The organism is Inquilinus sp. Marseille-Q2685, from assembly GCF_916619195.1.
Taxonomy (GTDB): Bacteria; Pseudomonadota; Alphaproteobacteria; order DSM-16000; family Inquilinaceae; genus Inquilinus.
Genome location: NZ_CAKAKL010000006.1, coordinates 66,468 through 85,438, shown reverse-complemented (window position 1 = coordinate 85,438; position 18,971 = coordinate 66,468). Strand labels below are relative to the sequence as shown.

Sequence of the window (18,971 nt, the reverse complement as noted above, 5' to 3'; positions counted from 1 at the left end):
GACCATGCCTGATGGTTCGCTGAACTCCCGGCTCGACCGCCGCGGGTTCCTCAAGGTCGGCGCCGCAATCGGCGGCGGCCTTGCCCTCACCGTCGCCCTGCCGCCGGCGCTGCGCCCGGCCCTGGCCGAGACCCAGGTGTCGCACCGCTTCGTGCCGAACGCCTTCATCCGCATGGACCCCAAGGGGCTGGTGACGCTGGTGATGCCCTCGGCCGAGATGGGGCAGGGCATCTACACCGCCGAGGCCATGCTGCTGGCGGAGGAGCTGGAGGTCGGGCTGGACCAGGTCCGGATCGAGCATTCGCCGCCGGACGACGCGGCCTACGGCAACGCGCTGCTGGGCAGCCAGGCGACCGGCGGGTCGACCTCGATCCGCGCCTTCTGGACGCCGCTGCGCCAGGCCGGCGCGGTCGCCCGCACCATGCTGGTCGCCGCCGCCGCCCAGCAGTGGAAGGTCGATCCGAAGACCCTGAAGGCCGAGCGCGGCGCCGTCACCGACGGCAAGCGCAGCCTGAGCTACGGGGAGCTGGTCGACCTGGCCGCGACGCTGCCGGTGCCGGATCCGAAGAGCGTGGCGCTGAAGGATCCGAAGGACTTCACCCTGCTGGGCAAGCCGGCCAAGCGCCTCGACTCGCCGGACAAGGTGAACGGCAAGGCGGAGTTCGGCATCGACGTCAAGCTGCCGGGCATGAAGGTGGCGGCGATCGCGATCTCGCCGGTGACCGGCGGCAAGCCGAAGACGGTCGACGAGGCCGCGGCGATGGCGGTCAAGGGCGTGCGCCAGGTGGTGAAGACCGACGCCGCCGTGGCCGTGGTCGCCGACCATATGGGCGCCGCCAAGAAGGGGCTCGAGGCCGCCGCCGTGCAGTGGGACGACGGCCCGAACGCGAATGTCAGCAGCGCCGATATCGTCCGGGCGCTGGAGGAGGAATCGAAGAAGCCCGGCGCCGTGGCGCGCAACGACGGCGACGCCGAGAAGGCGCTGGCCGGCGCGGCGCAGCGGCTGGAGGCGATCTACCAGGTGCCGTTCCTGGCCCCTGCGACGATGGAGCCGATGAACTGCACGGTGCATGTGCGGAAGGACGGCTGCGACATCTGGGTCGGCACCCAGGTGCCGACCATGGCCCAGGGCGTCGCCGCCGAGATCACCGGCCTGCCGAAGGAGAAGGTGCAGGTCCACAACCACCTGCTGGGCGGCGGCTTCGGCCGGCGGCTCGAGGTCGACGGCGTCGCCCATGCGGTCAAGGTGGCGCAGCAGGTCGACGGCCCGGTGAAGGTGGTCTACAGCCGCGAGGAGGACACCCAGCACGACATGTACCGGCCGTACTACTACGACCGCTTCGCGGCCGGCCTCGACGCGCAGGGCAAGCCGGTGGCCTGGACCCACCGCATCGCCGGATCCTCGATCATGGCGCGCTACTTCCCGCCGGGCTTCCAGAACGGCATCGACCCGGACGCGGTCGACGCCGCGGCCGAGCCGCCCTACGCCTTCCCCGCGATCCGCGTCGAATATGTCCGGGTCGAGCCACAGGGCGTGCCGACCTCCTGGTGGCGCGGCGTCGGGCCGACCCACAACGTCTTCGTGGTCGAGAGCTTCATCGACGAGCTGGCGGCCGCGGCGAAGCAGGACCCGGTCGCCTACCGCAAGGCGCTGCTGGGCCACAATCCGCGCGCCCTGGCCGCGTTGACCCTGGCGGCGGAAAAGGCCGGCTGGGGCACGCCGATGCCGAAGGGCCACGGCCGCGGCGTCATGGTGCAGTTCGCCTTCGGCAGCTATGTCTCGATGGTGGCGGAGGTCGAGGTGGCGGGCGACGGGTCGATCAAGGTCCATCGCCTGGTCTGCGCCGTCGATTGCGGCCTGACCGTCAATCCGGACACGATCGAGGCGCAGGTCCAAGGCGGCGCGATCTTCGGCCTGACCGCGGCGCTGCACGGCAACATCACCTTCGCCGACGGGCGGGTGGAGCAGGGCAACTTCGACACCTACCTGCCGATGCGGATCGACGAGGTGCCGGTGGTCGAGACCCATCTGATCAGGAGCGCCGAGGCGCCGGGCGGCATCGGCGAGACCGCGACCGCCGCCGTCGCCCCGGCGGTGGCGAACGCGATCTTCGCCGCCACCGGCAAGCGCCTGCGCGCCCTGCCGTTCGACACGGATCTGCTGAAGTCGTCCTCGTGACAGGCTGAACTCCGGCGGGGGCCGCGGGCTCCCGCCGGCGCAACCCGGACGACATCCGGGATCCCGAAGGAAGAGGAAGAGAATGAAGCTGACGCAGTGGGCCCTCGCGGCCCTGCTGACCGCCGGTGCCGTGTCGCCGGCGCTGGCCGAAGGCGACGCGGCGCGGGGCCAGACCCTGTTCTCGCGCTGCAGCGCCTGCCACACGGCGACCGAGCAGAACAAGCTCGGGCCGCACCTCTCCGGCGTGTTCGGCCGCACCGCCGGGACGGTGGCGGGCTACACCTACTCCAAGGCCATGGCCGCCTATGCCAAGCCCTGGGACGAGGCGACGCTCGACGCCTTCCTGGCCGGCCCGAACAAGGCCGTGCCGGGCACCAAGATGACGGCGGGCGCCATCGCCAACCCGCAGGACCGCGCCGACATCATCGCCTATCTGAAGACGCTCGGGGCGTCGTAGGGGCTGCGAACGGGATTGCACGGCTCCGCCCTTTTACTCTCCCCCTCCCCTCGCGGGAGGGGGGCAGGGGGAGGGGTCTGCGCGCGTCCGCGCGCGAATGGGCAGGGCACCGAACTCGCCGTCCATGCCGGTTTGCGACAGTCTGGGTCGGCACGAGCCGAGAGAACCCCCTCCCCCTGCCCCCTCCCGCAAGGGGAGGGGGAGGACAAAGAGGGCGAGGCGTGAGCCGGAGGTCATGCTGCGGCTATCGGGGCCAGCCTTTCTTGGAGGATCTTGCGGTCGCCCCGGGCGGCCTTGCGGAAGCGCTGGGGCGAGACGCCGGCGGCGCGGTGGAAGCTGCGGACGAAGTTCGACAGGTCGCCGAAGCCGACGTCATAGGCGATGTCGGTGACCGGCTGCGCATCCTCCGCCAGCAGGCGGGCGGCGCGGCGCAGCCGGGCGCGGACCAGGTACTGGTGCGGGGTGACGCCCAGGCTGCGGGCGAAGATCCGCAGGAAATGGAAGGGGCTGAGGCCGACGGTCCGGGCGGCGCCGTCCAGGTCGACCGGCTGGTCGGCATTCGCGTCGATCCACAGCGCCGCCTCCACCGCCCGGCGACGGTCGCGCGCCGCCGGCGCGGCCCGCGGCGCCTGCCGCCCGGTCACCAGGGCGACGAAGCGGGCGGCGAAGGCGATGCCGACCTCGTCCAGCCCCAGGTCGCCGCGGCCCTCGGCCGTGGCCTGGGCCAGCTCGCCCAGCACCATCAGCCCGGGCAGGGGCGGCATCGCCCCGGCGCGCCAGGCGGCGCGGTCGTCGCCGATCGCCTCGACCAGCGCCGGGGCCAGCTCGAAGGACAGGCACTCGTCGCCGCCATGATGGTGCTCATGGGTGCAGGTGAACTCGTCGCCCGGATGGCCGACCAGCACCGATCCGGCCACCAGCTCGTCGGCCCGGCCCAGCTGCCGGCAGCCGAAGCTGCCGCGCCGGACATAGGAGACGGAATGGCCCGTGTGCAGCTCGGTGAAGGGACGGTCGCCCGGCCCGGCGCTGCACCGGTAGTCGTAGACTGCCATCGACGGGCGCTGCAGGATCTGCTCGGCGGGCATGCGCCGACTCTGCGCGCGCCCGCCGCGCCGGGCAACGGGATTCGGGCCGCTCAGGGGTCGAACAGAGAGGCCTGGGCGGCGGCCGCGGCGCCTTCAATCCGCAGCATCCGCAGCTTGGTGTCGACCCCGCCGGGGGCGGAGAAGCCGCCGGGCTTGCCGCCGGCCGCCAGCACCCGGTGGCAGGGCACCACGATCGGGAACGGGTTGTGCCCCATCACCTGGCCGACGTCGCGGGCCAAGAGCGGGTCGCCCAGCCGCTTCGCGATTTCGCCATAGGTCATGGTCGACCCCGGCGGGATGGCGCGGGCGACGGCGTAGACCCGGCGCTCGAACTCCGGCACGCGGTCGAGGTCGACCGGCACGTCGGACAGGTCGACGCGCTCGCCGCGCAAGAGGGCGTCGATGCGCTCGATCACCCGGGCGATGTCGGGCGGGGCCGCGCCCTCCTCGGCACCGGGGCAGCGGCGGAGGAGGCGCATCCGCGTCTTCTCCGCGCTCGACCCCGGCAGTTGCACGCCGGTGATGCCGCGCGGGCCCCAGGCGATGCCGCAGGGACCGATGGCGGTCTCGAACAGGGTGTAGAGATGCTCGCTCATGGGCCGGATCCTACCACCCGGCCGGGGGGCGGTCGGCCCGGTTCTTGCGGTCAAATTCAGTGCCCGACGGCCGGGCCGGGCTCGGCGGCCGCCTCGATCTCCGCCTCCTGCGGCCGGGCGCCGGCCGGCCTCGGCGCGATCGGGATCAGCCAGATGGCGACGAAGGTCAGCACCGCCACCCCGGCCACGCCCCAGAAGCTCCAGTGCAGCGCCTGGTCGAACACCGTGCGCACCGACGGGTCGGCGGCCAGGTCGGCCAGACCCTCCGGGCGGTTCAGCGCGTCGTGCACGGCGGCGGCCAGGGCGCCGCTGCCGAAATGGGCGATGCCCAGGTTCAGGATCGCGCCCAGCGCCGTGGCGCCGATGGTGTTGCCCAGGCTGCGGGCGAAGATGATCGAGGCGGTGGCGCTGCCGCGCATCGACCATTCGACGCTGTCCTGCACCACGGCGATGGTGGTCAGGCTGATCAGCCCCATGCCGAAGCCCATCAGGAACGACCCGGCGCCGGCCAGGGCGGGATGGCTCTGCGGCGTCAGGAACAGAAGGACGGCGGCGCCGACCGGGAACAGCAGGCTGCCGGCGCGCAGGGTGCGGCGGATGCCGAAGGCGCGGTAGAAGCGGCTGGACAGCATCACCGCCATCGGCCAGCCGACGACCAGCATGGTCAGGGTGAAGCCGGCCGTGATCGGCGACCGGCCCAGCACGCCCTGGACATAGACCGGCAGGATCGTGGTCAGGCCGATCAGCGCCATGCCGGCCAGCAGGGTGGCGGCGTTGCTAGTGGCGATCAGCCGCCGGCCCCACAGCGCGATCGAGATGATCGGCTCCGGCGCCCGCCGCTCCTGCCGCAGGAACAGCCAACCGGACAACAGGAACAGCAGCCCCAGGCCGCCCAGCAGCGGCGCGCCGGCATCGGTCTCGGTCAGGATCACCAGCAGCGACACCACGGCGACGGTGAACAGCCCGGCGCCGGCATAGTCGATCTTCACCTCGCGCGGCTCGATCCGCTCCTTCAGGAACAGGATGAAGCCGGCGATGGTCAGCACGCCGAAGGGCAGGTTGATCCAGAAGATCCAGGCCCAGGACAGGGTGTCGACGATGACGCCGCCGGCCAGGGGGCCGATGACGGCGGAGGTGGCCCAGACGCTGGCCATCATGCCCTGGGCGCGGCCGCGCTCCTCCAGCTTGTACAGGTCGCCGATCACGGTCATGGTCACCGGCGCGATCGCCCCGGCGCCGAGGCCCTGCAGCAGCCGGAACAGGATCAGCGATCCCATCGACCAGGCGAAGCCGCACAGCACCGACCCGGCCAGGAACACCGCGGTGCCGCCGATCAGCACCGGCTTGCGGCCGAACACGTCGGCCATCTTGCCGTAGATCACCGTCGCGGTGGTCTGGGCCAGGAGGAAGGCCGAGAACACCCAACTGTAATAGGTGAAGCCACCCAGCTCGCCGACGATGCGCGGCATGGCGGTGGCGACGATCGTCGCCTCGATCGCGATCATGAAGGTCGCCAGCATGATCGAAGCGATCAGGAACGGTCGCTTCGACCGGTCGACGGCAGTGGACATGGCGTTCCTCCGGGCCCGAGTCGGGCCGGTGCGGCGGGCGGGTCTCTGCGGATGACGGATGATCGATCCTACATCCGACTCTGCGCCGGCGGATGGGGGTGCAAGGCTGCCATGCGTCCGGAACGCCGCGGGGATTGCCCATGGGCGCCGGCCGGTCCAGTTTTCTGGAGGAGACAGCACGGGGAGGGGACCATGCTCTACAAGGGAAGCTGCCATTGCGGCCGCGTCGTCTTCGAGGTCGAGGGCGAGCTGACCGGCGCCGTCGCCTGCAACTGCTCGATCTGCTCGCGCAAGGGGGCGCTGCTCTGGGCCGTGCCGCATCTCAGCCTGCGCGTGCAGGCGCAGCCCGTGGACCTCGGCACCTATCTGTTCAACCGCCACGCCATCCAGCACCGCTTCTGCCGGAACTGCGGCATCCACACCTTCGCCGAGGACACCGCGCCGGGGACGGAGCGGTCGGCCTACATCAACATCCGCTGCCTCGAGGACATCGACCTCGCCGCGGTGCCGGTGCACGAGTTCGACGGCCGTTCGATGTAGCGGCCCGGCGTCGCGGGACCTGGCGCTTCAGGGCGGGGGGCCGCGACGCGCCCAGGCGGCGACGAACAGGCAGAAGGCGATGATCGCCCCGATCTCGGCCCAGAAGAAGATCAGGATGTCGGCGCGGACGCCCAGCGGCGGGATGCCCGGCAAGGCGCCGCGCAACGCGGGCAGCGCGAAGATCACGGCGCCGAGCGCGCCGGCGAGCGTGACCTCGATCCGCCGCGTGCCGATGAAGACGAGGCTGCCGATGACGAGGGCGCAGAGCGCCATCACGACGATGGCGCCATAGATCGCGATGCCGAAGAACGAGACGGCGCCCGTGCGGCGGATCGCGAATTGCAGCTGCAGGTCACCGGCGGTCTGTGCCGCCGCCTGCTGCGCCTTCACGGTATAGCCGAGCAGGCCTTCCCAGACCGTGACCCGGATCGGCAGCGGCGCCTCGGCGCCGTCCGGGGTCCGCTCGCTCGCCGCCAAGGTCATGGCGGATCCATACCGGTCCAGGGGGTAGTCGCGCACATTGCCGTCCTCGAGGTCGAATTCGAAGGTGACCTCGGGAAGAGGCTGGCCGGCGCCGATCTGCACATGTTCGATCTGCTTGCCGCGCCTGATCTTGATCAGGAAATCGTGATCCGCGGTCGCCGCCGTCGCGCTGGCCAGGGCGGGATCGGGCGTCACGCTGATCCGCATCTGCACGGAATCGTTGACCGGGTCGACCTCGATCGGCTGGACATAGAGCCTGACCCGGGCGTCCCGGGCCGGGGCGCCGAACTCGGTCTCGGCCGGCGCGCTCGACACGTCGAACCGGGCCAGGATCAGGATATAGGCGATCGCGCATCCGGCCAGCAGCACGGCCAGCACGACGGCCCGGCGCGACGGCGACGCCGAGCGGGCTCGAGGGGTTTCGCCTCCGGCTGCATCGCCGGCCGGTTTGTCGGAGACGTCCTGCATGGCCTCGCACCGGGGTTTGCGGGGATCATTTCAAAGCCCCGGCCGGGACGGCAAGGTCCGATCGGCGCCGTTACGCCTTAAGCCTTAGTCCCGGTCCAGCCCCGGGATCGCCGGCAGCGCCGCGGCCAGGTGGTCGACGAAAGCGCGGACCCGGCGCGGGACGAAACGGCCGGAGGGGTAGACCGCGTGCACCTCCAGCGGGGCATAGGCATAGTCCCGCATCACCCGCACCAGCGCGCCCTGGTCGAGCAGCGTCTGCACCAGGGGCAGCTGGGCGCCGCCGATGCCGATCCCGGCGCGGATCGCCTCGATCAGCACGAAGGCGTTGTTGGCCAGGAAGCGCGACCGCACCCGCACCTCCAGCGGACCGTCCGGGCCGACCAGCGGCACCGCGTCGCCGGAAGCGGCCCAGCTGAAGCGGACATGCGGGTGGCGGGCGAGATCCTCCGGCGTCTCCGGGCTGCCCCGGGCGGCGACGTAGTCCGGCGACGCCACCAGGATCCGCCGCAGCGTCGCCAGGCGCCGGGCCACCAAGCCGGGCGAGGCCAGGGTGCCGAGGCGGATGGCGACGTCGACGCCCTCGCCGATCAGGTCGGCATAGCGGTCGTTGGCAATCAGCTCGACCGAGAGATCCGGATGGCGCCGCTGAAAGCCGATCAGGATCGGCGCCAGATGCGCCTGGCCCAGCCCGGCCGGTGCATGCACGCGCAGGCTGCCGGCCAGCGTGTCCGACGCCTCGGCCAGCCCGTCCTCGGCCTCGGCCACCGCCTCCAGGATGCGCAGGGCCTGGGCGTGGTAGCGCTCGCCCGCCTCGGTCAGGGCCAGGCGGCGGGTGCTGCGGTTCAGCAGGCGGACGCCCAGCCGCCGCTCCAGCGCCGCCACCTGCTGGCTGACCGCCGGCTGGGTCAGGCCGAGGTCCCGCGCCGCCGCCGACAGGCTGCCGAGCTGGGCCACCCGCACGAAGGTGGCCATGGCGGTGAAGCGGTCCATGGGCGATGGCCTCAAAGTTATGCTTATGGATGATAGTCAATCCGGCGCCCTACTCAATCCCATCCAAATGAATGATCTCTGGGCCGAACGATCGGCACGGAGAAGAGCGATGGACCGGAAGACGGCGCTGGTGGTCGGGGCCCAGGGGGTGATCGGCCGCAACCTGGTGGAGCATCTGGCGACGCTGGAGGACTGGCAGGTGATCGGCCTGTCGCGCCGCGGCGGCGAGGCTTCGGGGCAAGTCCGGCACATCGCCGTCGACCTGCTCGACCCCGCCGATGCGCGCGACAAGCTGGGGGGCTTGCGCGAGGTCACCCACATCTTCTACGCCGCCTTCCAGGACCGGCCGAGCTGGGCCGAGCTGGTGGCGCCGAACCTGGCCATGCTGGTCAACGCGGTGGAGGCGGCCGAGGCGCCGGGGCTGCGCCATGTCAGCCTGATGCAGGGCTACAAGGTCTATGGCGGCCATCTCGGCCCGTTCAAGACCCCGGCGCGGGAGGACGACCCCGGCCCGATGCCGCCGGAATTCATGATCGACCAGCTGGCCTGGCTGCAGCAGCGCGCCGCGGCGCGCGGCTGGTCCTGGTCGGCGATCCGCCCGGCGGTGGTCGGCGGCACCGCGCTGGGCAACCCGATGAACCTGGCCGTCGCCATCGCCGTCTATGCGTCCATGGCGAAGGAGCTGGGCGTGCCGTTCCGGTTTCCCGGCAAGCCCGGCGCCTATGATAAGCTGCTGCAGATGACCGATTCCGGCCTGCTGGCCCGGGCCACCGTCTGGGCGGCGACCGAGCCGCGTGCCGCCGGCCACGCCTTCAACATCGCCAATGGCGACCTGTTCCGCTGGACCGATCTGTGGCCGCGCCTGGCCCGGTTCTTCGGGCTCGAGACGGCGCCGCCGCTGCCGATGCCGCTCGAGACGATGATGGCGGATAAGGAGCCGCTGTGGCGCTCGATGATCGACCGGCACGGGCTGGCGCCGACCCCGTATCGCGACGTGTCGTCCTGGCGCTTCGCCGACTTCGTCTTCGGCTTCGACTACGACATGTTCGGCGACACCTCGAAGTCGCACCGCTTCGGCTTCCACGAGATGGTCGACACCGAGACCATGTTCCTCGACATCTTCCGCGACCTTCGCCGGCGCCGGATCATCCCATGACGAAACGGGTCCCCGGCGTCGACCGCCGGGGACCCGTCGCCGTCACCGGGCCAGATCGAAGCGGTCGAGGTTCATCACCTTGGTCCAGGCCGCCACGAAGTCGCGCACGAACTTCTCCTGCGCGTCGGAGCTGCCATAGACCTCGGCCAGCGCCCGCAGCTGCGAATGCGACCCGAAGATCAGGTCGACCCGGGTGCCGGTCCATTTGAGCTCTTCCGTCTTCCGGTCCCGGGCCTGGAACACGTTCTCGGCGTCCGAGGACGGCCGCCACTGCGTGCCCATGTCGAGCAGGTTGACGAAGAAGTCGTTGGTCAGCACCCCCGGCCGCTTGGTGAAGACGCCGTGCGGGGAGTTCCCGGTGTTGGCGCCCAGCACGCGCAGGCCGCCGACCAGGACCGTCATCTCCGGCGCCGTCAGCGTCAGCAGCTGCGCCCGGTCGACCAGCATCTCCTCGGGCGTCAGGCTCAGCAACGTCTCGCCGAGATAGTTGCGGAACCCGTCAACCTTCGGCTCGAGCGGCGCGAAGGAGGCGACGTCGGTCTGCTCCTGTGACGCATCGGTGCGGCCCGGGGAGAAGGGCACCTGCACGTCCTGCCCGGCGTCCTTCGCCGCCTTCTCGACCGCGGCGCCGCCGGCGAGGACGATCAGGTCGGCCAGCGAGATCTTCTTGCCGCCGGATGCCGAGGCGTTGAACTCCTGCTGGATCGCTTCCAGCTTGGCGAGCACCATCGCCAGCTGGTCCGGCTGGTTGACCGGCCAGTCCTTCTGCGGCGCCAGGCGGATGCGCGCGCCGTTGGCGCCGCCGCGCTTGTCGGAGCCGCGGAAGGTCGACGCCGAGGCCCAGGCGGTGGAAACCAGCTGCGGGACGGTGAGGCCGGAGGCGAGGACCTTCGCCTTCAGCGCCGCGACGTCCTGCGCGTCGACCAGCGGGTGGTCGACCTCGGGCACCGGGTCCTGCCAGATCAGCGTCTCCTTCGGCACGAGCGGGCCGAGATAGCGCACCTTCGGCCCCATGTCGCGATGGGTCAGCTTGAACCAGGCGCGGGCGAAGGCGTCGGCGAACTCCTCCGGATGCTCGAGGAAGCGCCGCGAGATCTTCTCATAGGCCGGGTCGAAGCGCAGCGCGAGGTCGGTGGTCAGCATCGCCGGTGCGTGCCGCTTCGACGGGTCGTGCGCATCCGGGATCGTGCCGGCGCCGGCGCCGTTCTTCGGCCGCCACTGATGCGCGCCAGCCGGGCTCTTGGTCAGCTCCCACTCGTACTGGAACAGGTTCTTGAAGAAATCGTGGCTCCACCGGGTCGGCGTCGAGGTCCAGGTCACCTCCAGGCCGCTGGTGATCGCGTCGCCCGCGTGGCCGGTGCCGTGGGTGCTGCGCCAGCCCAGGCCCTGCTCCACGATGTCGGACCCTTCCGGCTCCGGTCCGACCAGGGCCGCATCGCCGGCGCCATGGGTCTTGCCGAAGCTGTGGCCGCCGGCGATCAGGGCCACCGTCTCCTCGTCGTTCATCGCCATCCGGCCGAAGGTCTCGCGGATGTCGCGCGCCGCGGCGACCGGGTCCGGGTTGCCGTTCGGGCCTTCCGGATTGACGTAGATCAGCCCCATCTGCACGGCGCCGAGATGGCCCTGCAGCTCGCGCTCGCCGCTGTAGCGCTCATCGCCCAGCCACTTGCCCTCCGGGCCCCAGAAGATGTCCTGGTCGGGCTCCCAGGTATCCGCGCGCCCGCCGCCGAAGCCGAAGGTCTTGAAGCCCATCGATTCGAGCGCGACATTGCCGGCCAGGATCAGCAGGTCGGCCCAGGAGAGCTTGCGGCCGTATTTCTGCTTGATCGGCCACAGCAGCCGGCGCGCCTTGTCGAGATTGGCGTTGTCCGGCCAGGAGTTGAGCGGCGCGAAGCGCTGCTGGCCCCGCCCGCCGCCGCCGCGGCCGTCGCCGATGCGGTAGGTGCCGGCGCTGTGCCAGGCCATGCGGATGAACAGGCCGCCATAGTGGCCGAAATCGGCCGGCCACCAGTCCTGCGAATCGGTCATCACCGCATGCAGGTCCTTGATCACGGCGTCCAGGTCGAGGCTCTGGAACTCCTTGGCGTAGTCGAACGTCTCGCCCATCGGGTCGGACAGGGAGGAGTGCTGGTGGAGCACCGAAAGGTTCAGCTGGTTCGGCCACCAGTCGCGGTTGGTGTGGCCGCGGGTTCCGCCCGTGACCGGGCACTTGCCTTCGGTAGACATGTTCCCTCCGTTCGCGTTCCACAGTTTTGAATTATTCTAAAACCAAACTCTAAGACCAACGCGGCGCTTTGGCCAAGGGCGAATGGATGGCACTTGCCTCAGCGCGCCAGCCTGGCCGCGATGCCGTCGAGCAGCAGGCCGAGGCCGTGGTCGAACTCGGCATCCGGATCGGCGTCGCGCAGCGCCGCCATGCCCTCGGCAAACAGCGGATAGCCGGCCAGGTCGGCGGCGGCCATGCGTTCGCCCTCGCGCGCGCCGGCGTCGGCGGCATCGGCCTGCTCCTCCAGCACCCAGCCCACGACATAGCGGCTGATCGCGATCTGGGCGCGCAGCGCGTCGGCCGGGGCGAGGCCCTGCGCGCACAAGAGGGCGGTCTCGGATTCGACCGCGGCGAACTCGGCCGGCTCCGGCCGCGTGCCGGCGTGCAGCCGGGCGCCGTCGCGCCGCGACAGCAGCGCCCGGCGGAACCGGCGCGCATCCTCGGCGATCCAACTCCGCCAGTCGGCGCCGGGCTCGGCCGGCCGCTCCATCCCGGCCTCCACCATCATCGCCTTGGCCATGGCGTCCAGCAGGGCGCGCTTGTTCCGGAAATGCCAGTACAGCGCCGGGGACTGCACGCCCAGCCGCTCGGCCAGGCGGCGGGTGCTCAACCCGTCGATGCCGACCTCGTCCAGCAGATCCAGCGCCGTCCGGATCACCTCGTCCCGCTGCAGCTTCATTGTCCGCCTCTCATCCACCCACTTGACAGACTAGCCGCGATCAGTTCCTTATCGCTGATAAATTTATCATCGATAAGGATCCCCCGTCATGGTCTCCATCGCCCCGGCCGCGAAGCTGGAGAGGATCCCGGCCGCGCTGTGGCGCCAGGCCGCGATCCTGGTCGTCGGCGGCTTCCTGTCGCGGCTCACCACCTCGATCGTGAACATCGGCCTGGCGCCGATGGGCGAGGGCTTCGGCGTGCCGCTCGACACCATGCAATGGGTGGCGACCGGCTATCTGCTGGCCCTGGCCGCCTCGATCCCGATCTGCGCCTGGGCGGCGCGGCGGGTGGGGCCGACCCGGCTGTGGTTCGCCAGCCTGGCCCTGTTCGTTCTGGCTTCGGCCGCCTGCGCCCTGTCGGCCACGGCCGGGCAGCTGATCGCGGCACGGGTGCTGCTGGGCCTGTGCGGCGGCCTGCTGGTGCCGGTCGGGCAGATGCTGCTCGGCATGGCGGCCGGGCCCGGGCGGATGGGCCGGATGATGGGCACGATGGGCATCGTCGTGGTGCTGGCCCCGGCGATCGGCTCCACCGTCGGCAGCGCGCTGCTGGCCTGGCAGGGCTGGCCCTGGCTGTTCTGGATCAACGTGCCGCTCGGCCTCGCCGCCCTCCTCGCCGGCTGGCTCTGGCTGCCGCGCGCCGAGGCCGGCGCGGCGGGCCCCGCCGGGCGCCTCGACATCCCCGGCCTGGTGCTGCTGACCCTCGGCCTGCCGCTGATGACCTGGGGCGTCTTCGCCATCGCCCAGGCCGGGGGCCTCGGCGCCGCGGCGGCGGATGGCGCGCTGCTGCTCGGCCTCGCCCTGATCGCCGGTTTCGTGCTGCGGGCGCGGGGGATGGAGGCGCCACTGATCCGCATCGGCCTGCTGCGCGAGCGGATCTTCGGCCCGGCCGGGCTGATCCTGTTCTGCGGCGGCTTCACCGTGTACGGGGCGCAGATCGCGCTGCCGCTCTACTATCTGCTGGTCCGGCACGAGACGGTGTTCACCACCGGCCTCCTGATCCTGCCGCAGGATCTCGGCATCGCGCTGGCCATGCCGCTCGGCGGACGGCTGGCCGACCGGTTCGGCGGCGGCCGGCTGGCGGTGGCCGGCATCGTCCTGACCGTGCTCGGCACCGTGCCGCTGGCCTTCCTCGAGGCGCAGACCAGCTATCTCTGGCTTTCCGCCGTGCTGGCGGTGCGCGGCTTCGGCATGGTGCTGTCGGCGATGCCGGCGATGACAGTGGCTCTGGCCTCGCTGCCGAAGGAGCGGGTGCCGGACGGGGTGCCGCTGCTGAACATCCTCGACCGCACCGGCGCCTCGATCGGCGCGGCGCTGGCGGTGGCGCTGTTCGGCCTGTTCCTGCCGCCGGGGCCGCCCTATCCGATGGGCGCGCTGGCCGCCTTCGACGCCACGCACGGCATCCTGGCGCTGGTCGCGGCGCTGCCGCTGCTGCCGGCGATGGCCCTGCTACGGGCGGAGCGGCGAGGCTAGCGGCCCCGGCTGCGGCGCTGCTGCGGCCGGCGGCGGTCGGGCCGCGGGCCGGCCGGCCGGGGCGGCCGCGCCGGCTGCGTGGCGCGGTAGCGGTCGAGCATCCGGGCGAAGCTGGCGAGAAGCGCGGTCTCGATCTCCGGCCGCCCCTCCAGCCGGCTCAGCAGGAAGGCCGCGGATTCCAGCGTCGACAGCGCCTCGCGCCGGGGCTCGCGCCGCAGCTTGCCGTACAGCGACGGGCGCTGCGGCTTCAGGGCGATGCGCCGGCCCTTCAGCATCCAGGGGTTGCGCCACCACAGCGTCTTGGCCTGGCTCCAGGTGCCGTCCAGCACCACCACGCCCTCGATCTCCTCCAGCGCCGCCTCCTGCTCGGGCAGCGGCGCGCCCTTCCGGTCCAGCACCACCAGCTCGCGCCCCGGCGGGAAATCCTCCGGCCGCATCGAGCCGAGATACAGCACCGCCCAGCGCTTCGGATCCGCCGGCCGGCCCAGCGCCGCGGCCAGGCTGGGCCAGGACAGGCCGATCCTGAACTCGGCATCGGTCAGGTGCAGCGCGGTCAGCCGGGCGGTGCCCAGCTCCTTCGCCTGTTCCTGAGGGTGCTGCAGGATCAGCAGGCCGATCCGGTTCTCGATCGGCTCGACCTCATCGCAGACGCACAGCGCCGCCGGCTTCAGGCAGCGCGGGCATTCGACGTCCGCCGCCGCGGGCTCGGGGGCGATGTCGTCGGTGTCGAGGGGATCGGTCATCCCGGTGTTGAACCGCAGTCCCGGCGTGCTGGCAAGCGGGGATCGGGATGGACAAGGCTCTACGCGCAGGCGACCGCTACAGCCAGCCCCAGCGCTTGAACCGCCAGTACAGGAAGCCGCACAGGCCGGCGATCACGCCCAGCACCACGAAATAGCCGTAGGGCAGGCGCAGCTCCGGCATGTTGTCGAAGTTCATGCCGTAGATGCCGGCGATCGCGGTCGGCACCGCCAGGATCGCGGCCCAGCCGGCGAATTTGCGCTGCACCTGGTTCTGGCGCGAGGCCTCCAGCAGGAGGCCGGCCTCGAAGGTGTGGGTGACGATCTCGCGCAGCGCGTCGATATGGTCGCTCACCCGCCGCACATGGTCGGCGACGTCGCGGAAATAGGGGTGGATCGCCTCGTCGATGCAGCCCACCTCGGTGTGCTCCAGCTGCTTGCACACCTCCGCCGTCGGGGTGACGGTGCGGCGGATCACCATCAGCTCGCGGCGCAGGGCGTGGATGCGTTCGATGTCGGCGGCGGTCAGCGGCGCCTTCAGCACCCGCTGCTCCAGCGCCGTGACCTCGGCCTCGATCGCGTCGACCACCGGGGTGTAGTTGTCGACCACGAAGTCGAGGATCGAATAGAGGATGAAATCCTCGCCGTGCTTCAGCAGCGCGGGGGTGGCCTCCGCCCGTTCCCGCACCTTGGTGTAGGAGGAAGACGGGCCGTGCCGCACCGAGACGACGTAGCCGGGGCCGACGAAGACGTGGGTCTCGCCGAACTCGGTCTCCTCCTTCACCCGGTGGGCGGTGCGCAGCACCACGAACAGGGCGTCGCCATAGGTCTCCAGCTTCGGCCGCTGATGCGCCTTCAGCGCGTCCTCGACCGCCAGCGGATGCAGCCCGAACTGCTGCGCCAGCTCGCGCAGCTCGGCCTCCTCCGGCTCATGGATGCCGATCCAGACGACATGGCCGGGCTTCTCCGACCAGCTCCGCCCCTCCGACAGGGCGATCTCGGCAGTCCGGCGCCCTTCGGCATAGGCGACCGCCGCAACCACACGACCCAAGGCGTTCCTCCGTCTTCCGGCGCCGGCCGCACGATACAGCACGGCGCCGCGTCGCCGCCAGCCGGGCCGGGCACGATGCTCCCGAATACGGCGGCAATTGAGATTCCACCTTCATCGACATTTGTAACAACTTGATGTTACGGTGATTCGCAATTCGGCTCGGCGTCCGAAGATCGCGGCTCAAGACGGTGCGATGCCTGCCAGACCGTGCAGACACTCCCTTGCGGCTCTCCTTCTGGTCTCGGCGTCGGCGCTCGCCGGCTGCAGCTCTCTGCTGCATGAGGGCACGGCGGATCTTGCCGGCGTCGGCGGCGCGGCCGCGGCCACGGCGGTCACCGACAACGCCCTGGTGGCGACCGGCATCGGCCTCGGCGTCCGCTCCGCCGCCAGCGCCGGGCTGCAGTATGGCGAGCGCAAGGTGCACCAGGCCGAGCAGGACCGGATCGCCGCGGTCGCCGGCCCGCTCGCGGTCGGCCAGGTGGCGCGCTGGGACATCGCGCACGACGTGCCGATCGAGGCGGACGAGCAGGGCGAGGTCACGGTCAGCCGGCTGATCGGCGCGCCGCGCTGGCCTGCAAGGAGATCGTGTTCTCGGTCGAGGGCGAGAAGGACAAGGCGTTCTACGTCGCCGTCATCTGCCAGAACGGCGAGACCTGGAAATGGGCCTCGGCCGAGCCGGCGACGGAGCGGTGGGGTTCGCTGCAGTGAAGGGGCGGCGTCGCCGTCTCCTATGGCGCCTGCTGCCGATTCTGGTCATGCCGCTGTCGGGCTGCGCCATGGTGGCGGATGTCAGCGGCATCGCCACCGGCGGCACGGTCGGCGCCATCACCGCCAACCCGGTGGTCGGCTACAGCGTCGGCATGGGCACCCGGGCCGCGGTCGCCGCCGGGGTGAAGTCGGTGATGCGCGGCCTGCACAAGGACGAGCAGGACGCGATCGCCGCCGTCGCCGGCTGGATGCAGCCGGGCGAGACCAAGCTGTGGCGGGTCGACCACGACCTGCCCTTCGGCTATGCCGACGAGAACGGCGCGGTCCAGGTCACCCGGCTGATCGAGACGCCGCTGGCCGCCTGCAAGGAGATCCTGGTCACGGTCGAGGAGGGCGAGGGCGCCAAGGCGACGCGAGGGATCTATGTCGGGACGATCTGCCGCCAGGGCGACAGCTGGAAATGGGCCTCGGCCGAACCGGCCGTGGAGCGCTGGGGCTACTTGCAGTAGCCGCCCCACTCACTCCCGCGGCATCGCCGCAATCATCTCGATCTCAACCCGGGCGCCGAGCGGCAATGCTGAGACGCCGATGGTCGAGCGGGCCGGGTAGGGCGGCCGGAAATGGCGCTCATAGACCGCGTTCATGGCCGCGAAGTCGGCCATGTCGGTCAGGAACACGTTGACCTTCACCACCGCGTCGAAATTCAGGTCCGCCGCCTCCAGGATATGGCTCAGATTGGCCAGGCACTGCTCGGTCTGGGCGGCGGCGTCGCCTTCGACCAGGCGGCCGGTGGCGGGGTTGATCGGGGTCTGGCCGGAGAGGAAGAGCAGGTCGCTGCGTCCCACCACACCGTGCGAATAGGGGCCGATGGCCTGCGCCTGCGCACTCGTCACAGCCTTGCGTGCCATCGCACCCCCATCTCGCCCCCTCAGGCGTGTGCCGCGCCAGGCGGCGCGAGGCGATGATGCCGCGACCGGTGCGCGGTTGGAAGATGGTTTCGCGATGCCGGCAAGATTTCGCGGCGAGGGCGGCCGGAACCTTGTCCCGGCCGCGATCCCGCTTGCCGGCAGGTGGCCCCATCCATAAGATTTTCTCCCTGTGCCCTCCCCGAACGGCAGCCGCCGCGGGGCGGGCGCGATGCGGATATTCGGGGGCAACAATCGGCCGGGACGCCGGCAGCCGGGGAGGCAACCCGGCGCGGGCGATCCCGATCGGAGCGGGGAGAATCACATCATGCATGCAATGCCGGCCGTTCCGGCCGGGATGGCGCGTGCCCGGGCAGCGCGGCCCGGGTCGTCGCGCGGGGATGCCTGGCGCCGCGGGCTGGCCGCCCTGGCCGGGCTGCTGCTGGCCGCCTGCCAGACCAGCGGCCCCGAGATGGCCGCGATCGGCGGCAGCAACCAGCAGTTTCCCGGGCTGATCCGGCAGCCGCTGTCGCTCCAGGTCACGATGCCGGACGGGGATCAGGAGACGCTCGAGGCCCTGGTCACGCGCCCCAGCGCGCCCGGCCGCTACCCGGTCGCGCTGATCACGCACGGCACGTCGGAGGACGCCTACAACCGCGCGCTGACGCCCAACCGCTATTCCGGCACCGCCATCGCCTTCGCCCGCCGCGGCTATGCCGCCGTGGTGGTCCTGCGGCGGGGCTACGGCCGGCCGACCGGCCGCGGCATGGTCACCGGCCCGTCCTGCGACAACCCCCAGCATCAGCGCGCGGGAGAGGTCGCCCGCACCGACCTGCTGGCGGCGCGGGACGCGGTGCGCCGCCAGCCCTGGGCCTCGCCGGACAAGGCGGTCCTGCCCGGCTCCTCGACCGGCGGCTGGGCCGTGCTCGCCGCGGCCGCGACGAACCCGCCGGGCGTCCAGGCCGTGCTCGACTTCGCCGGCGGGCGCGGCGCCTCCTGGGTCAATGTCTGCGGCAAGGAGAGCCTGCTGGAGGCCGCGACCGGCTTCGGACAGACCGCGCGGACGCCGGCGCTGTGGGTCTATGCCGAGAACGACAAGGAGTTCCCGCCGGCCCTGGCCCGGGAGATGTTCGCCCGCTACCAGGCGGCCGGCGGCGCCGGGGAGCTGTTCGTGACCCCCGCCTCCGGCGACAACGGCCATTTCATCATGGCGTCGGCGCCGCCGACCCTGTGGTGGCCGCGGGTCGGCGAGTTCCTCGCCGCACGCGGGCTGCCGTCGGCCGAGATGGTCAAGCCCCAGGCCGCGGAGCTGTCGCCGCCGCCGGAGCTGTCGGAGGACGGGAAGAAGAGCTTCGCCCGCTACCTCGCCAGCGCCAGCTACGAGAAGGCCTTCGCCACCGACGGCCGCAAATACTGGTCCTGGAACTCGGGCTACCGCACGCAGCAGGAGGCTGCGGCCACCGTGCTGTCCTATTGCCGTGCGCGCGTGTCGGGCTGCTTTCTCTATGCCGTCGGCGACCGGATCGTCGCGCCGGAGCCCTGACCGGTGGCCGGGGCGGCGCCCCTCCGCGAGGACGGGCGCCGCCG

At 71.5% G+C, this 18,971-nt stretch carries 18 protein-coding genes; 8 read left to right on the top strand and 10 right to left on the bottom strand.

Annotated features, from left to right (window positions below; translation table 11 throughout):
* Nucleotides 1-4 precede the first annotated feature (4 nt).
* Both LG391_RS24295 and LG391_RS24290 read left to right on the top strand, forming a co-directional pair.
* Complete coding sequence (locus LG391_RS24295) at nt 5-2,179, top strand: xanthine dehydrogenase family protein molybdopterin-binding subunit (protein WP_225770634.1); 2,175 nt, start codon at nt 5-7, stop codon at nt 2,177-2,179.
* An 82-nt stretch (nt 2,180-2,261) separates the two neighbouring features.
* Nucleotides 2,262-2,636: a cytochrome c family protein gene (locus LG391_RS24290; protein WP_225770633.1), complete on the top strand. Its 375-nt coding sequence runs from the start codon at nt 2,262-2,264 to the stop codon at nt 2,634-2,636.
* Between the two features lie 233 nt (nt 2,637-2,869).
* Here the strand turns inward: LG391_RS24290 and LG391_RS24285 are convergent, their stop codons facing one another.
* The 3 genes from LG391_RS24285 to LG391_RS24275 are packed head-to-tail and all read right to left on the bottom strand — an operon-like array spanning nt 2,870 to nt 5,888.
* Nucleotides 2,870-3,721: an AraC family transcriptional regulator gene (locus tag LG391_RS24285; protein WP_225770632.1), complete on the bottom strand. Its 852-nt coding sequence runs from the start codon at nt 3,719-3,721 to the stop codon at nt 2,870-2,872.
* A gap of 50 nt (nt 3,722-3,771) precedes the next feature.
* A complete protein-coding gene (locus tag LG391_RS24280) occupies nt 3,772-4,317 on the bottom strand; it encodes a methylated-DNA--[protein]-cysteine S-methyltransferase (RefSeq protein WP_225770631.1) in 546 nt (181 codons plus the stop codon).
* 56 nt (nt 4,318-4,373) lie between these two features.
* On the bottom strand, nt 4,374-5,888 hold the full coding sequence (locus LG391_RS24275) for an MDR family MFS transporter (RefSeq protein ID WP_225770630.1): 1,515 nt from the start codon (nt 5,886-5,888) through the stop codon (nt 4,374-4,376).
* 192 nt (nt 5,889-6,080) lie between these two features.
* Between LG391_RS24275 and LG391_RS24270 the strand changes: the two genes are divergently transcribed.
* On the top strand, nt 6,081-6,428 hold the full coding sequence (locus tag LG391_RS24270; RefSeq protein WP_225770629.1) for a GFA family protein: 348 nt from the start codon (nt 6,081-6,083) through the stop codon (nt 6,426-6,428).
* Between the two features lie 27 nt (nt 6,429-6,455).
* On the opposite strand, the gene LG391_RS24265 is transcribed toward LG391_RS24270, so the two are convergent.
* Both LG391_RS24265 and LG391_RS24260 read right to left on the bottom strand, forming a co-directional pair.
* Nucleotides 6,456-7,379, bottom strand: a complete 924-nt coding sequence (locus LG391_RS24265; protein ID WP_225770628.1) for a DUF4436 family protein — start codon at nt 7,377-7,379, stop codon at nt 6,456-6,458.
* Nucleotides 7,380-7,463: 84 nt separating this feature from the next.
* A complete protein-coding gene (locus LG391_RS24260) occupies nt 7,464-8,369 on the bottom strand; it encodes a LysR family transcriptional regulator (protein WP_225770627.1) in 906 nt (301 codons plus the stop codon).
* Nucleotides 8,370-8,478: 109 nt separating this feature from the next.
* Here LG391_RS24260 and LG391_RS24255 point away from each other — a divergent pair, with 109 nt between their 5' ends.
* Entirely contained in the window at nt 8,479-9,525 is a 1,047-nt protein-coding gene (locus LG391_RS24255) for an SDR family oxidoreductase (RefSeq protein ID WP_225770626.1), read from the top strand.
* A gap of 42 nt (nt 9,526-9,567) precedes the next feature.
* On the opposite strand, the gene katG is transcribed toward LG391_RS24255, so the two are convergent.
* Both katG and LG391_RS24245 read right to left on the bottom strand, forming a co-directional pair.
* Nucleotides 9,568-11,751 (bottom strand): catalase/peroxidase HPI, encoded by a 2,184-nt coding sequence (gene katG, locus LG391_RS24250; protein ID WP_225770625.1) that lies wholly within the window; start codon nt 11,749-11,751, stop codon nt 9,568-9,570.
* Between the two features lie 98 nt (nt 11,752-11,849).
* Nucleotides 11,850-12,470: a TetR/AcrR family transcriptional regulator C-terminal domain-containing protein gene (locus tag LG391_RS24245; protein WP_225770624.1), complete on the bottom strand. Its 621-nt coding sequence runs from the start codon at nt 12,468-12,470 to the stop codon at nt 11,850-11,852.
* An 88-nt stretch (nt 12,471-12,558) separates the two neighbouring features.
* Between LG391_RS24245 and LG391_RS24240 the strand changes: the two genes are divergently transcribed.
* Complete coding sequence (locus LG391_RS24240) at nt 12,559-13,980, top strand: DHA2 family efflux MFS transporter permease subunit (protein ID WP_225770623.1); 1,422 nt, start codon at nt 12,559-12,561, stop codon at nt 13,978-13,980.
* Here LG391_RS24240 and LG391_RS24235 read toward each other — a convergent pair.
* A complete protein-coding gene (locus tag LG391_RS24235; protein WP_225770622.1) occupies nt 13,977-14,723 on the bottom strand; it encodes a tRNA-uridine aminocarboxypropyltransferase in 747 nt (248 codons plus the stop codon). The genes LG391_RS24240 and LG391_RS24235 overlap by 4 nt on opposite strands.
* 76 nt (nt 14,724-14,799) lie before the next feature.
* Nucleotides 14,800-15,762: a magnesium/cobalt transporter CorA gene (corA, locus tag LG391_RS24230; RefSeq protein WP_225770901.1), complete on the bottom strand. Its 963-nt coding sequence runs from the start codon at nt 15,760-15,762 to the stop codon at nt 14,800-14,802.
* 594 nt (nt 15,763-16,356) lie between these two features.
* Here corA and LG391_RS34765 point away from each other — a divergent pair.
* Both LG391_RS34765 and LG391_RS24225 read left to right on the top strand, forming a co-directional pair.
* Complete coding sequence (locus tag LG391_RS34765; RefSeq protein ID WP_255646830.1) at nt 16,357-16,479, top strand: hypothetical protein; 123 nt, start codon at nt 16,357-16,359, stop codon at nt 16,477-16,479.
* 47 nt (nt 16,480-16,526) lie between these two features.
* On the top strand, nt 16,527-16,988 hold the full coding sequence (locus LG391_RS24225) for a hypothetical protein (protein WP_225770621.1): 462 nt from the start codon (nt 16,527-16,529) through the stop codon (nt 16,986-16,988).
* Nucleotides 16,989-16,997: 9 nt separating this feature from the next.
* On the opposite strand, the gene LG391_RS24220 is transcribed toward LG391_RS24225, so the two are convergent.
* Nucleotides 16,998-17,387 carry a Rid family detoxifying hydrolase gene (locus tag LG391_RS24220; protein WP_225770620.1) on the bottom strand — a complete coding sequence of 130 codons (390 nt, stop codon included), beginning with the start codon at nt 17,385-17,387 and terminating at the stop codon, nt 16,998-17,000.
* Nucleotides 17,388-17,712: 325 nt separating this feature from the next.
* Between LG391_RS24220 and LG391_RS24215 the strand changes: the two genes are divergently transcribed.
* The gene (locus LG391_RS24215) at nt 17,713-18,927 is read left to right on the top strand and encodes a S9 family peptidase (protein WP_225770619.1); all 1,215 of its coding nucleotides are present in this window, start codon (nt 17,713-17,715) and stop codon (nt 18,925-18,927) included.
* The last annotated feature ends 44 nt before the right edge of the window (nt 18,928-18,971 follow it).

Excerpts from the sequence above, each read along its gene's own strand:
- LG391_RS24275 (WP_225770630.1), bottom strand. The coding sequence starts at position 5,888 with ATGTCCACTGCCGTCGACCGGTCGAAGCGACCGTTCCTGATCGCTTCG.
- LG391_RS24225 (WP_225770621.1), top strand. The coding sequence starts at position 16,527 with ATGCCGCTGTCGGGCTGCGCCATGGTGGCGGATGTCAGCGGCATCGCC.
- LG391_RS24245 (WP_225770624.1), bottom strand. The coding sequence starts at position 12,470 with ATGAAGCTGCAGCGGGACGAGGTGATCCGGACGGCGCTGGATCTGCTG.
- LG391_RS24280 (WP_225770631.1), bottom strand. The coding sequence starts at position 4,317 with ATGAGCGAGCATCTCTACACCCTGTTCGAGACCGCCATCGGTCCCTGC.
- LG391_RS24220 (WP_225770620.1), bottom strand. The coding sequence starts at position 17,387 with ATGGCACGCAAGGCTGTGACGAGTGCGCAGGCGCAGGCCATCGGCCCC.
- LG391_RS24285 (WP_225770632.1), bottom strand. The coding sequence starts at position 3,721 with ATGCCCGCCGAGCAGATCCTGCAGCGCCCGTCGATGGCAGTCTACGAC.
- katG (WP_225770625.1), bottom strand. The coding sequence starts at position 11,751 with ATGTCTACCGAAGGCAAGTGCCCGGTCACGGGCGGAACCCGCGGCCAC.
- LG391_RS24215 (WP_225770619.1), top strand. The coding sequence starts at position 17,713 with ATGCATGCAATGCCGGCCGTTCCGGCCGGGATGGCGCGTGCCCGGGCA.
- LG391_RS24260 (WP_225770627.1), bottom strand. The coding sequence starts at position 8,369 with ATGGACCGCTTCACCGCCATGGCCACCTTCGTGCGGGTGGCCCAGCTC.
- LG391_RS24240 (WP_225770623.1), top strand. The coding sequence starts at position 12,559 with ATGGTCTCCATCGCCCCGGCCGCGAAGCTGGAGAGGATCCCGGCCGCG.
- LG391_RS24265 (WP_225770628.1), bottom strand. The coding sequence starts at position 7,379 with ATGCAGGACGTCTCCGACAAACCGGCCGGCGATGCAGCCGGAGGCGAA.
- LG391_RS24255 (WP_225770626.1), top strand. The coding sequence starts at position 8,479 with ATGGACCGGAAGACGGCGCTGGTGGTCGGGGCCCAGGGGGTGATCGGC.
- LG391_RS24235 (WP_225770622.1), bottom strand. The coding sequence starts at position 14,723 with ATGACCGATCCCCTCGACACCGACGACATCGCCCCCGAGCCCGCGGCG.
- LG391_RS24295 (WP_225770634.1), top strand. The coding sequence starts at position 5 with ATGCCTGATGGTTCGCTGAACTCCCGGCTCGACCGCCGCGGGTTCCTC.
- LG391_RS24270 (WP_225770629.1), top strand. The coding sequence starts at position 6,081 with ATGCTCTACAAGGGAAGCTGCCATTGCGGCCGCGTCGTCTTCGAGGTC.
- LG391_RS24290 (WP_225770633.1), top strand. The coding sequence starts at position 2,262 with ATGAAGCTGACGCAGTGGGCCCTCGCGGCCCTGCTGACCGCCGGTGCC.